General features: G+C 41.7%; 15 protein-coding genes. 5 read left to right on the top strand and 10 right to left on the bottom strand.

What is annotated here, in order from left to right:
• Nucleotides 1-136: 136 nt before the first annotated feature.
• The gene (locus F947_RS08595) at nucleotides 137-1,546 is read right to left on the bottom strand and encodes an FAD-binding oxidoreductase (RefSeq protein WP_004974544.1); all 1,410 of its coding nucleotides are present in this window, start codon (nucleotides 1,544-1,546) and stop codon (nucleotides 137-139) included.
• A gap of 347 nt (nucleotides 1,547-1,893) precedes the next feature.
• Here F947_RS08595 and serA point away from each other — a divergent pair, with 347 nt between their 5' ends.
• Nucleotides 1,894-3,126 carry a phosphoglycerate dehydrogenase gene (gene serA, locus F947_RS08590; RefSeq protein ID WP_004974541.1) on the top strand — a complete coding sequence of 411 codons (1,233 nt, stop codon included), beginning with the start codon at nucleotides 1,894-1,896 and terminating at the stop codon, nucleotides 3,124-3,126.
• 49 nt (nucleotides 3,127-3,175) lie between these two features.
• Here serA and F947_RS14740 read toward each other — a convergent pair whose 3' ends face one another.
• Nucleotides 3,176-3,331, bottom strand: coding sequence for a hypothetical protein (locus F947_RS14740; RefSeq protein ID WP_162164694.1), 156 nt, complete (start codon nucleotides 3,329-3,331; stop codon nucleotides 3,176-3,178).
• Between F947_RS14740 and F947_RS08585 the strand changes: the two genes are divergently transcribed.
• On the top strand, nucleotides 3,285-4,163 hold the full coding sequence (locus tag F947_RS08585; RefSeq protein WP_004974539.1) for an EamA family transporter: 879 nt from the start codon (nucleotides 3,285-3,287) through the stop codon (nucleotides 4,161-4,163). The genes F947_RS14740 and F947_RS08585 overlap by 47 nt on opposite strands.
• Here the strand turns inward: F947_RS08585 and F947_RS08580 are convergent.
• Nucleotides 4,160-4,618, bottom strand: a complete 459-nt coding sequence (locus F947_RS08580) for a hemerythrin domain-containing protein (protein WP_004974536.1) — start codon at nucleotides 4,616-4,618, stop codon at nucleotides 4,160-4,162. The genes F947_RS08585 and F947_RS08580 overlap by 4 nt on opposite strands.
• A gap of 208 nt (nucleotides 4,619-4,826) precedes the next feature.
• A complete protein-coding gene (truB, locus tag F947_RS08575) occupies nucleotides 4,827-5,732 on the bottom strand; it encodes a tRNA pseudouridine(55) synthase TruB (protein ID WP_026438418.1) in 906 nt (301 codons plus the stop codon).
• 142 nt (nucleotides 5,733-5,874) lie between these two features.
• Between truB and F947_RS08570 the strand changes: the two genes are divergently transcribed.
• The 3 genes from F947_RS08570 to F947_RS08560 all read left to right on the top strand — a co-directional run bounded on the left by F947_RS08570 (nucleotide 5,875) and on the right by F947_RS08560 (nucleotide 9,404).
• Entirely contained in the window at nucleotides 5,875-6,906 is a 1,032-nt protein-coding gene (locus tag F947_RS08570) for a lipase secretion chaperone (RefSeq protein ID WP_004974534.1), read from the top strand.
• A 351-nt stretch (nucleotides 6,907-7,257) separates the two neighbouring features.
• Entirely contained in the window at nucleotides 7,258-8,238 is a 981-nt protein-coding gene (locus F947_RS08565; protein WP_004974531.1) for an esterase/lipase family protein, read from the top strand.
• A gap of 197 nt (nucleotides 8,239-8,435) precedes the next feature.
• On the top strand, nucleotides 8,436-9,404 hold the full coding sequence (locus F947_RS08560; RefSeq protein WP_004974530.1) for a lipase family alpha/beta hydrolase: 969 nt from the start codon (nucleotides 8,436-8,438) through the stop codon (nucleotides 9,402-9,404).
• 68 nt (nucleotides 9,405-9,472) lie between these two features.
• Here the strand turns inward: F947_RS08560 and rplS are convergent, their stop codons facing one another.
• The 6 genes from rplS to F947_RS08530 all read right to left on the bottom strand — a co-directional run bounded on the left by rplS (nucleotide 9,473) and on the right by F947_RS08530 (nucleotide 12,839).
• Entirely contained in the window at nucleotides 9,473-9,844 is a 372-nt protein-coding gene (gene rplS, locus F947_RS08555) for a 50S ribosomal protein L19 (protein ID WP_004974529.1), read from the bottom strand.
• A 181-nt stretch (nucleotides 9,845-10,025) separates the two neighbouring features.
• Entirely contained in the window at nucleotides 10,026-10,766 is a 741-nt protein-coding gene (gene trmD / locus F947_RS08550; protein ID WP_004974528.1) for a tRNA (guanosine(37)-N1)-methyltransferase TrmD, read from the bottom strand.
• A 42-nt stretch (nucleotides 10,767-10,808) separates the two neighbouring features.
• Nucleotides 10,809-11,357 carry a ribosome maturation factor RimM gene (gene rimM / locus F947_RS08545; protein WP_004974527.1) on the bottom strand — a complete coding sequence of 183 codons (549 nt, stop codon included), beginning with the start codon at nucleotides 11,355-11,357 and terminating at the stop codon, nucleotides 10,809-10,811.
• Nucleotides 11,358-11,384: 27 nt separating this feature from the next.
• Entirely contained in the window at nucleotides 11,385-11,642 is a 258-nt protein-coding gene (gene rpsP, locus F947_RS08540; protein WP_004974526.1) for a 30S ribosomal protein S16, read from the bottom strand.
• Between the two features lie 221 nt (nucleotides 11,643-11,863).
• Nucleotides 11,864-12,325 (bottom strand): type IV pilin protein, encoded by a 462-nt coding sequence (locus F947_RS08535; RefSeq protein ID WP_004974525.1) that lies wholly within the window; start codon nucleotides 12,323-12,325, stop codon nucleotides 11,864-11,866.
• A complete protein-coding gene (locus tag F947_RS08530; protein WP_004909555.1) occupies nucleotides 12,312-12,839 on the bottom strand; it encodes a type IV pilin protein in 528 nt (175 codons plus the stop codon). The genes F947_RS08535 and F947_RS08530 overlap by 14 nt, the downstream gene beginning before the upstream one ends.
• Nucleotides 12,840-12,847 lie beyond the last annotated feature (8 nt).

The following is a 12,847-nucleotide window of genomic DNA, read 5'->3' as shown; positions in this document are numbered from 1 at the left end:
ATTATTTATGCTTCTATGATGCCTTGTTCGAGCAGAAACGCTAGAACAGAAATGTAAAATTAAAACAGCGGCATAAAAAAACGCATCACGAGGATGCGTTTTTCAATTCACTTAAATAAATGAAAGGCGAAAGGAATTACAAATCAAATAATTTGCCTGGGTTCATAATGCCTTGAGGGTCAAAAACCTTTTTCAACGCTTTCATATATTCAATTTCTTCAGCTGAACGTGAATATTCCAAATATGGTTTTTTGGTCATGCCTACACCGTGTTCTGCAGAAATAGAACCATCATATTTCTTCACAGTATCAAATACATACTTATTTACCACCTGACATTTGGCAAAGAATTCGTCTTTGCTTAAATCGGCAGGTTTTAGAATGTTCAGGTGCAAGTTACCATCACCAATATGACCGAACCAGCAAATTTCAAAGTCAGGATAGTTTTCTGCCACAATTGCATCAATTTCCTGAATAAATGCAGGAACATGAGTAATCAATACTGAAATATCGTTTTTATATGGAATAAACGGTGCAATCGACTCAGAAATGTCTTCACGCAAACGCCATAAACTTTCAACTTGGTCTAGGCTTTGGCTCAATACGCCATCCATCACCCAGCCTTGTTCCATACAGTGTTCAAAAATTTCCATCGCCTTGTCCATAATTGGCTCAAATGGCGCTTCAAATTCAAGTAACACGTAGAATGGACATTGGGTTTCAAATGGACGTTGCACATGACCATGATCCAAGACTTTTTGCATCGCCAATTCACCAAAGAATTCAAATGCAGTCAGATCAATTTTAGCTTGGAAAGCATGTAATACAGGCATCACCGAATTAAAATCAGGTACGCCCAACACCATCACTTGCAAATCTTGCGGTTGGCGTTCTAGCTTAATTTCAGCTTCGGTCACTAAGCCAAGTGTGCCTTCACCGCCAATAAATAAATGTTGCAGCGCATAACCTGTTGCGTTTTTGATCATGCCTTTGTTCAGACGCAGGATATCTCCTTTGCCTGTTACCACAGTCAGACCCAACACCCAGTTACGGGTCATGCCGTATTTAATGACTTTAATACCGCCCGCATTGGTACCAATATTACCGCCAATTTGTGAAGAACCTGAAGATGCAAAATCGACTGGATAATACATGCCTTGTTCTTCGGCATAGTTTTGTAGTTGCTCAGTCACCACACCCGCTTGCACACGTACCATACGGTCTGCAGGGAAAAATTCCAAGATTTGGTTCATCTTGTCCATGCTGACGACAATTTCACCATTGGCTGCCACTGCACCTGCAGATAAACCTGTGCGTCCGCCCGATGGAGTAATGGCCACATTAAACTGATTCGCCAGTTTTACAATGGCTTGTACTTGCTCTGTGCTTGATGGAAAAACGATGACCGATGGGTTCGGATCAAAATGCTTTGTATGGTCACGACCCCAGTTTTGGAGGCTATCAGCATCCGTTTTAATACGGTTTTCACCGACTATTGCCGTTAATTGGGTCAATAACTCAGGGGTTAAAGCGACTGGAGCATTCATCGTTTGCAGACCTAGCAAGAATTAAACAGGAAGAAAAGCGACTGTCTGCACATCTTGATCTATTTGAAGATGAAGATACTGCAGACTAAATATGTGCATCAAAGCAACAGCGTGGGTTGGCTTTCATGTGCGCCGCTTATTATAAGCGATTTTTTTGAAAAACCTGTGAATATTGGCAATTCCGATAATATAACGTGGTAAGAACAGGGCAATTTTGGGCAATATTTCTGAAAGAGATTATATCTGACAAAAAATACCTGCACTCTTGGTCATAAAGGAAATGTATATCGACCCATCTCCTATGTTATCATACCGCCACTAAATTTGGCCTTTGTAGCGGAGCCGTAATGAGCCAACATCTTTCACTACCTAAAGATAAAATTCGTTTCTTGTTGTTAGAAGGCGTACACCAGAACGCAATCGACGTGTTAAATGCAGCGGGTTATACCAACATCGATTATCGTAAAACAGCGCTTGAGGGCGATGCGTTAAAAGAAGCGATTAAAGATGCGCATTTCATTGGAATTCGTTCACGTACACAGCTAACTGAAGAAGTTTTTGAAGCTGCGAACAAACTAATTGCGGTAGGTTGTTTCTGTATTGGTACAAACCAAGTGAACTTAACTGCAGCAATGGAACGTGGTATTCCAGTTTTCAATGCCCCTTATTCAAACACCCGTTCGGTTGCAGAATTGGTATTGGCTGAAGCAATTTTATTGCTACGTCGCGTACCTGAAAAATCAACCGATACACATGCAGGTGGCTGGAACAAGTCTGCAGTCGGTTCATTTGAAACACGTGGTAAAACTTTAGGTATCGTGGGTTACGGTTCAATCGGTTCTCAACTTTCAGTATTGGCTGAAAGCTTGGGTATGCACGTCATTTATTATGATGCTGTAACCAAGTTACCTTTAGGTAATGCACGTCAAGTTGGCTCTATGGGCGAATTATTGGCAAATGCTGACGTGGTTTCTTTACACGTTCCAGATGTACCATCTACCCGCAATTTCATGGCAAAAGAACAATTTGCACAAATGAAAGAAGGCGCAATTTTCATTAACGCGGCACGTGGTACTTGTGTGGTGATTGAAGATTTGGCAGATGCTATCAAGTCTGGTCATATTGCAGGTGCTGCAGTTGACGTATTCCCGAAAGAACCAAAAGCCAATGGTGAAGAATTTGTTTCTCCACTACGCAACCTACCAAACGTGATTTTAACACCGCACGTGGGTGGTTCTACTATGGAAGCGCAAGCGAACATTGGTTTAGAAGTGGCAGAGAAATTTGTTGCATATTCAGATAAAGGTATGACTTTGTCTGCAGTGAACTTCCCTGAAATTGCATTGCCATTAACTGAAGGCAAGCACCGTTTATTACACATTCACCAAAATATTCCAGGTGTATTGTCTAAAATCAACAACTTGTTTGCTGAACATGGCATCAACATCTCTGGTCAATCACTTATGACCAAAGGTGATGTCGGTTATTTAGTAATGGACGTTGATGCAACGGCATCTAAAGAAGCACTAGATACTTTACACGAAGTTGAAGGCACAATTCGCGTACGTGTCTTGTTCTAAGACCACACGCTGGTGCTACAAAAAACCACAGTCTTAGCACTGTGGTTTTTTATGCCTGATCTATGAGTAACCTTGAGTTGCCACAGCCCTGTATTTTTAAACTTGCTATAATCTGCCTGACCTTCCCATTTCCACACTGTTGAGTATTTTTCTGCCCCATGCCAAACGCCCAACTCACTGCGGTGTTGTTCATGGTTTTATCCATGATCTCCTATCAAATCAGTGCTTCTTTTGCCAAACAATTGTTTCAGGTGCTTGACCCGCTTACTGTGACGATTTTGCGACTGTGCTTTGCCAGTGTAATTGTGGCAATCATGTTTCGCTCATGGCAAATTCTGTCGCGGCTCGCACATTTAAAATGGCGTGATTTATTGTGCTATAGCGCAGCCTTGGGCTTAATGAATATTCTGTTTTATCTGTCTTTGGGCAAGTTGCCGCAAGGTATTGCGGTGGGTTTAGAGTTTGTCGGGCCTTTGGGCTTGGCTTTATTATCCATTCAAAACCGTAAAGATTATGTTTGGGTGTTGTTGGCGATTTTAGGCATTATTCTTATGGTGCCTTGGGGACAAGCGCAGGGTGATCATTTTAGTCTGTTTGGTGCAGCGTGTGCCCTAGGTGCAGGATTGTGCTGGGCTTTTTATATTTATTTTGGGCAAAAAGTGGTGCAACAAAATATTGGCATGCACGCGCTGACCATCGCCATCAGTATTTCAGCTTTGGCACTGATCCCATTTGGATTGTATAACAATGCACCTGCGTTGTTTGAGACTCAATATTGGGGCAAAGCACTTGCCATTGCTGTACTCGCCACCGCCATTCCTTATGCTTTAGATTTACAAGCGCTGAAACAACTCAGCAAAATGAGTTATGGCACACTTTCCAGTTTATCGCCTGCTTTGGCTGCACTGACAGGCTTGGTATTGTTGGGTGAGAAAATTACTTCACTGCAATGGCTCGCGTTATGCTGCATTATGTTAGCTTCGGTGGGCGTTACTTTTAGAGCAGTAAAAAAATCCAAACAGCCGCAGAATGTTTAAACCAAACTGTTTTTAGACATCTGTTGGTATTTTTCATATTCTGCCAAATATTGCTTGGCTAGACTTTGTTTTTGCTGTTCAGACAAAATTTTGCCTGCCTGCTGAAAAAAGCCATGTTCTTCTTCTTTTAAATGATGATGCACTTTATCTGACAGTTGCTTGGCAATTGCCAGCCAACCCGTGTTGCTCATTTCCGTTTCGGTTAATTGTTCGAGTAATTCATCCATTTGATGATGCTCTGCCAAAGCATGGCGAGTGATATTTAAACCCGCATCAGTCATCATTAAGGGAATATAAAAATAGCGATCTTCTGCCACTGCATGCGCAAATAATTCATTTTTAAGTTGTTCAAATATCGCTCTACGTTCAGGGCTATCACCTGAAGTTTGCGTCAGTTGGTGGGCTAAATTTCGTTGAATGTCGTGACTTTGGCGTAAAGCTTCAAAAATATTCATGTGCAGACCTCTGTTTTTTACCTATGCGCGGCGAACAGATTGATAAAAATCTACTCGCACATCCACATCGGTTTTGGAGTCAGTTTTTTAATTTCGTTTTAATCCTCTAAGTACTGTATAGAGGATCAATCCAAAATCCTGCAACTATTTGTATAAAAAGCTTTAATTCACTTACTCACTTTATTCAAGTTATGTATCTGAGCAAAATTTAGAGATTTAAAACCCGTTTCGGTACCAAGCGCTTTTTATCTGTAATTTCAGCTAAACCTAAACACTTTTCACCATCAAACACCAATACTTGTGCAACAGCAGGATGCTCGATATTACTTTCCATGCCTCGGCTAAAATATTCAGCCCGACCTTCAGGCACCTGAACCTGTGGAAAATGCTGTACAGGCGCATAAGCAGGCAGCAATAAGGCTTCACGTTCCGCTTCGCTTAAACTTTCCAAATATTCAATGCTATAGCTTGGAATCAGGTCAAAATGCCCCGTTTTAATCCGATGCAAATAAGTCAGGTGTCCATAAGTACCTAAAGCTTTGGCAATATCTTCACCCAACACACGGATATACGTGCCTTTGGAACAGGTAACATCCAGCGTGATACTGTTTTCGGTAAAGGACAGTAACTCAATCGCATAAATGGTAACTGGGCGCGCTTCACGTTCAATTTCTATGCCTTGACGAGCTAACTCATATAACGGACGACCTTCTTTTTTTAAGGCAGAATACATGGGCGGAACTTGCATAATATCGCCCTGAAACTGCGTCAAAACCTGTTCAATTTTTTCTTGGCTCAATGCTGGCACAACTTGCTGTAACAAGACTTCACCTTCTACATCACCTGTCGTGGTGCTATGCCCGAATTGAATGGTGGTCTGATAGCGTTTTATAGAATCGAGTAAATAATGTGAAAACTTGGTCGCTTCACCTAAACAAATAGGCAACAAACCTGAAGCCAATGGGTCTAATGCCCCCGTATGCCCTGCTTTTTGCGCCCGATACAACCAGCGTACTTTTTGCAAAGCCGCATTGGAACTAATCCCCAAAGGTTTATTTAATAAAAACACACCACTAATGGCACGACGCTGAATTTTAGCCGCAGATGATTTCATAGCAAAAAGTAAGTCAAAGCAAAACTGCGTCATGGTAACAATCTGCCGAGATAAATGACAACTTTTCTAGAACAGCTACCAACTTTTATGGCATATTGAAACCCGATTAAAAAAATAAAACGGATGAAACAGGTGCATTGCAATGCAGAAAAATAAAATATGGATTGTTTTAGCTGTTGTGATTCTAGCCATCGCCGCTTTGGTGTATTGGCTGATGCCGCAGTCAAGCACATCTGAATCTACTTCTCATGAACAGACTGCAGATACACAAAGTGCTGAACAGATACGCATGCAGCAGGCCATGCACAATAACGCTGCTGCGTCATTTTTAAGTCCAAGCCAGCAAGATACCGAAATCAATTGTCAGCTCCGACTAGATTCAAGCAACCGCCTGATCGTTAATGAACAAACCCGTAACTGTTTTGAATATTTTATTACCCAATATGGCGAAAAAAGCATTGAACAGATTCGTGATGATTTTAAAAGCTATATTCAACAAGGGCATAAAGAGCCTGCCTTATCGCAAATTTTAGATTTATGGCAGCGTTATTTGGACTATCGCAATGCGCTTGGACAACTGCAAGCACCGAATTTAAATCAGGAAGATCCGCAATATTACCGCAGCATTTTTAGCAGCATGCAAAATCTGCGTAAACAATATTTTTCTGATTATGAAATTGAAGGTTTATTTGGTACGGAAGATGCCTATCACGAATATACCCTAAAGCGCATGGCAGTCATGGATGATAAAAAATTATCTGAAGCTGAAAAAGCACGACAATTGCAGGAATTATTTAAACAATTACCTCAAGATTGGCAAGAAAATTTAGAACAGCTGAACACCTTGCAAGATTTACGCAGCTTGACTGCGGCAATTAAAGCACGTGGTGGTTCTGCTGCTGAAATCCGCCAAATGCGTTTAAATCTGGTTGGTCCTGAAGCAACTCAGCGTTTAGAACAATTAGATGGGCAACGCAGTCAGTGGAAATCACGAGTAGAGGATTATTTAAGTACGCGTGATCAAATCATGCAAAGTGGAATGAATGATCAAGCCAAGCAACAAGCCGTGAAACAATTACGCGGACAGCATTTTCAAAATCCACAAGAGCAATTGCGTTTAGAAACCTTTGAACAGGTACATGATCAAGGTGGAAAATTACCTTTTGCTGACTAACATATCTACATAGGAAACTGGGGCATTCAACATGCCCTATTTTTATGCCTGAAAAGCTGTTTTAGTACAAACTCACCACAACGATTTAATATACAAATGTCTATAAATATTAAATAGATATCAATATGCATGTAGATTTACAAATCTCTGGGACAATGCGCAATAACTGTCCCCAAATGATATGTTTTTTCTAAATTACGCATGAAAAAATACCTGAGCGTACAAAAAATAGTCGAGGATGACTCACAATAATGTGCCGTAACCAACGGCAATTTGCATATCTGAGCTTTCAGGAGGGAAGCGAAGCCACCACTTCACTTGTAATAAAAATAAAGAACACAGGATTGTTTTATGACCATCATCTCTAACATACGGGCAATTACATTGGCTGTCACTAGCTGCTTGCTCGGTTCAATGGGTGTCGCTCAAGCTGCTCCAAGCGTGTTGCCTATTCAGGAACAGGCCAAATCTGACTATGCCAAAACCAAATATCCATTGCTCATGGTACACGGCTGGCTCGGATGGTCACGCATTGGCAATGAAACCTTTAATATGGATTATTGGTATCAAATTTTGCCAGATATGGCACGTAATGGCGCAACCGTATTTGCCGCACAACTCTCCCCTGCACACCGTACTGAATTTCGAGGTGAGCAACTGATTGCCCAAGTCGAAGAAGTCATGGCAATCACTGGCAAATCCAAAGTCAATTTAATTGGTCACTCACATGGTGGCCCAACAGTACGTTATGTAGCTGCGACCAAACCTGAATATGTGGCATCAATTACGGGCGTTGCAGGTACATTCCGTGGCTCCAAAGTTGCCGATGATATTCAAAATAATCGTTTATCACGCACCGCGTTTAATATTTTAGGCGACTATATGGTGGCGCCTCTCATTACTTGGGCGCAGCAACAGCCAGACATGCCTGTCGATTTTGATGCATCGATGGCTTCTTTAACCGAAACAGCGTCTGCAGATTTTAACCGTCGTTTTCCAACCACAGCCTTGGCCGCAAATTGCAGCAGCAGCGGTGCCAAAGTAGATCGCGGGATTCATTACTATTCATGGACAGGTGTAGCACAAGCCACCAATTTACTGGATATTGACACTGTTTTAATGCAACTCGGCCCACTGTCTTATGGCAATTTAGACAACGATGGCATGGTCGCACGTTGTAGTACCCACATTGGACACGTCATTCGTGACAACTACCGACTAAATCATACCGACCTTGCCAACATGATGTTTGGCTTAACGGGCTTGTTTGCACCTGACCCAGTTGCACTGTATCGACAACATGCCAACCGATTGAAATTACAAGGTTTGTAATAGTAAAGCTCATTTCAATCTTGGCAAAACCATCTTCCTGTGCTTGAAATTCAAGTGCAGGAAAACCTTTAAAAACAACTGATGTTTCAACAGCCATTAATCATTCAGAACTTGCAATCTTGCAAATTTCCTGAATAATGATATTTGACAATAGATATTGTCATGCTAGGAAAGCACAATAAAATAGAGGATGTTATATGAAATATGGATTATTCATTGCAGGCTTAATCGCAGCCAGTACCCTCAGTACTGCGCACGCATCCAATGCAGAACAGGTCAAATCTAACTTCGTAATCTCCAGTTATGCCAAAACCAAATACCCAATTGTGTTTACTCACGGTATGGCAGGTTTTATCAATATTGGTGGAGATCAGTTAGGGGTCGACTATTGGTACCAAATTTTACCCAATTTAGCACGTAACGGTGCCAATGCTTGGGCAACCCGTGTATCTCCATTTAACTCATCAGAAGTTCGTGGCGAACAATTGGCACAACAAGTCGATGAAATTCTTGCAATTACAGGTGCAAGCAAAGTCAACTTAATTGGTCACTCACATGGTGGGCCAACCATTCGTTATGTTGCAGGTGTAATGCCGTCCAAAGTCGCATCACTGACTGCAGTCGGTGCACCCAATAAAGGCTCGCCTGTGGCAGACTTTATTTTGAATGTACAAGGTACACCACTCGAAAAACCATTAATTGATATGGTCAATTTAGTGTCTAAAACCATTACTTGGGCACAGGGTTTAGATCCAAATAGCTATACACATGACTCATTGGCAGGTGCCAACAGTTTGAGCACCACAGGTTCAGCACAATTTAACAGCAAATTCCCAATGGGTATGCCAACGACAAGTTGTGGTGAGGGCGCTTATCAAGAAAAAGGCATCCAGTTCTATTCATTTACGGGCAATACGGCTGTCACTAATTTACTTGATCCAGACTCAGCCATGTTGGCGACCAGTTTGTTGATTGATAATGGTCGTGATAATGATGGTTTGGTATCACGCTGCAGCGCCAAATTTGGTAAAACCATTCGTGATAACTACTATTGGAACCACTTAGATGAAGTCAATCAACTCTTGGGCATGAAAGATATTTTTGCACCAGATCCTGTTGATGTATATCGTCAACATGCCAATCGCTTAAAAATGCAAGGTTTATAAACTCAAATACCAGACATAAAAAAATGCGCCTAAACGGCGCATTTTTTAGCTGTAAAGCAAAGTTAAAATTAACCTTGTTTACGTGCTGGTAATTTCTCACGAATACGTGCAGCTTTACCAGAAAGTTCACGTAGGTAGTAAAGTTTAGCACGACGAACGTCACCACGACGTTTCACTTCAATTTTAGCAACGATTGGAGAGTGGGTTTGGAAAACACGCTCAACACCAACACCGCTAGAAATTTTACGTACTGTGAACGCAGAGTTCAAACCACGGTTTTTCTTCGCAATTACCACACCTTCAAATGCTTGAAGACGCTCACGATCACCTTCTTTTACTTTTACTTGAACGATAACTGTATCGCCTGGTGCAAAAGCTGGGATGTCTTGCTTAAGCTGTGCATTTTCAACAGCTTGTACTAAAGGATGCTTACCACTCATGGGGTATCTCCAGTATGTGTGGGTCAGAAGAGGTCTGATTTCCACTGGGTCTAGAGGCTAAAGCGCATAGGCCCGATTGACTTTCCCTTTATGCCTGACCGCTTCAATGCATAAAGAGCCTATTTAAGACTACAAACCAACTGCCTGTAGCCATGGTGCTTAGATAAACCAATTATTTGGTCTACCCTTGCGAATCTTTTAGCCATTTTTTTTGCTGCTTGCTCAACTCAACTTTTTCAATCAACTCAGGTCGACGCTCTAAAGTCCGTTGATAACGCTGCAAAAACCGCCATTTTTCAATATTGGCATGGTGTCCCGACTTTAATACTTCAGGCACATCCAACCCTTCAAAATGGTCTGGCTTGGTATATTGTGGGCAATCTAAAAGACCATCCACAAATGAGTCTTGCACATGAGATTGTTCATCAGACATTGCACCCGGAAGTCTCCGGATAATACTGTCTAACAACACCATCGCTGGTAGTTCACCGCCCGATAAAACGTAATCGCCAATCGACCATTCCTGATCGACATAATGCTGAATTAAACGCTCATCGACACCCTCATAACGACCACACAATACAATTAATCCATCATATTCAACGAATTGCTGTACTGCAGTCTCATTTAGGGTTTTGCCTTGTGGTGACATATACACCACTGGCACATGAACTGCACCCGCTTGCTGTGCAAGATTTTTGGCATGCTGGATTGCTTGCGCCAAAGGCTCTGCCATCATCACCATACCTGGACCACCACCAAATGGACGTTCATCCACCCGTTTGTAGTTGCCCTGTGCATAATCACGTGGATTAATACAATGAATTTGCATCAAGTCACGTTTTGCTGCACGTCCGCTAATACCGTAAGCTGTAATCGCTTCAAACATTTCAGGAAAAAGCGTAATGACTGCAAAAAACACCGCAGACTCCTCTATTTTCCTGCTCTGCGAATCCTGAAAGGATTAATAATCTACGCCCCAATTCACGTAGATGCGACCCGCTTCGAGATCAACGCGTTGTACCACATCTTTATGCCATGGAATCATACGCTCTTCGCCATCGACGCTATCGGCAGTTGCGCGAACCACCATCACGTCATTGGCACCTGTTTCAAACAGTTCATGGATTTGACCGAGGTTCACTTCTTGTTCGTCATCGTCCAGACCTAACACTGTTAGACCTTTTAAATCAGACCAATAATACTCGTCCACGCCCGGTTGAGGCAGTTGCGCTTTTGAAATCCAGATATTGGCACCAACCAAGTTGTCTGCTGCGGTACGATCACTCACACCTTTTAAGCTGACCACCAAGCCTTTGCCATGTGGTTTCCAACGTTTTACATCGACCATTTGCCAACCTGCTTTGGTCTCAATGTACCAAGGCAGGTAGTCAAATATGTTGCTCATGGGTTCTGTATTGGAATAGACCCAGAGCCACCCATTTAATCCATAAGCTGAACGTAGCTGTCCAATCTGAATACGATCTTCGGGCACATTCTGTGTTGGTGTCATGGGCTACCTACTACTTAATTCATTAAATTATGCAGCAGCTGCAGCTTTCTTCGCTTGAGCAGCTAAAGAAGCAACACGTTCAGAAGGTTGAGCACCTTGTGCAACCCAGTGAGCAAAACGGTCAGCATCTAAACGAAGTTTTTCTGCTTTACCTTGAGCTGTTGGGTTAAAGAAACCGATACGTTCGATGAAACGACCGTCACGCGCATTGCGGCTGTCAGTTACAACGATTTGATAGAATGGACGCTTTTTAGCACCACCACGAGTAAGACGAATAACTACCATGATACAACCTTATAGTTTTTACGGATTATCCCTGTACCGACCATCGACACATTTCAAACCCCTTTCATAGAGGGCGGTATTTTACGTTAATTTTATGCTGAAAGGAAGACTAAATTAAGAGTTATCCACAGTTTTGAATGTACAGCTAATAAAACATGGAGATACCCGATAAATAAGAAGCGAATACTCAGAATATTTGCTTCTTGTAAACTATTTAACTGTTAATGACCATCCCAGTTGGTTGTAGCTGATGGCATACAAGGCGAACCACTATTTTTGTCAGAGCCTTTCGTCCAGCATTTTTCTCCACGATGATTGAGTACAAGATGACCATCACCTGTTTGAGCCCCAATAGGGGTTGCAGTTAATGTCCATGTTCCTGCTGTGACATTAGATAAAGCTAGGTTATATAAAGCTGTTCCTGATGGTGGAAGTTGTTCACTTATTCCAATGTCATCGAGTTCAATCGCTGTACCATCCGACTTTAAAAATTTAAAATTTACAATTTTGTACCGTTGTAATTGACCAGCAATATTTACCATTTCTGCCTGAGCATCTACACGTTTAGTTTTGCGTGTATACTCCTGATAGGATGGATAAGCGATGGCAGCCAAAATCCCAATAATTGCCACGACAATCATAAGCTCAATTAGAGTAAATCCATATTGCTTACCAACTTTCACTGTTTGCTCCACATGGGGTTACTGATGCTAGCTTCGTCGAGGTTAAGACCTCACTTTCCACTAACTTATCTTTTGTTTTACAACGGATTCCACTACTAGTTAAAAGAAAACTATAGTTCTGTTCTTGTAAAACATTACAAGTGGTACAACTTGTACCATAGTTTATTTTAGAATTTGCTTCAGCCAATATAACCCATCCTTGCCCCAAAGCTTCATTATTTTTTAAATCATTGGCTGGAGTCGTTGCATCACGTATGTAGACTGTATATTGCTTTTCTGACCCTGTTTTACCTGTTGGTATAGCAACAGAAGTAGTCTCAAAATTTCTATAATTAAGATTCCGTGATTTATGTCTCTCTAACAAAGTTGCTAATCGCTGCATTTCCTGTTCAGCATGTGAAGCAATTGCACGACGGACAAACTGCTGGTAACTTGGGATTGCGATTGCAGCAAATATTGCAATGATCACAACGACAATCATCAATTCAACCAAGGTAAAACCTTTGTTTCTCATAAATATCC

Source organism: Acinetobacter towneri DSM 14962 = CIP 107472, assembly GCF_000368785.1.
GTDB classification, from domain to species: domain Bacteria; phylum Pseudomonadota; class Gammaproteobacteria; order Pseudomonadales; family Moraxellaceae; genus Acinetobacter; species Acinetobacter towneri.
Note: the sequence above shows the minus strand (reverse complement) of the source record. Positions and strands in the feature narration are given on the sequence as shown.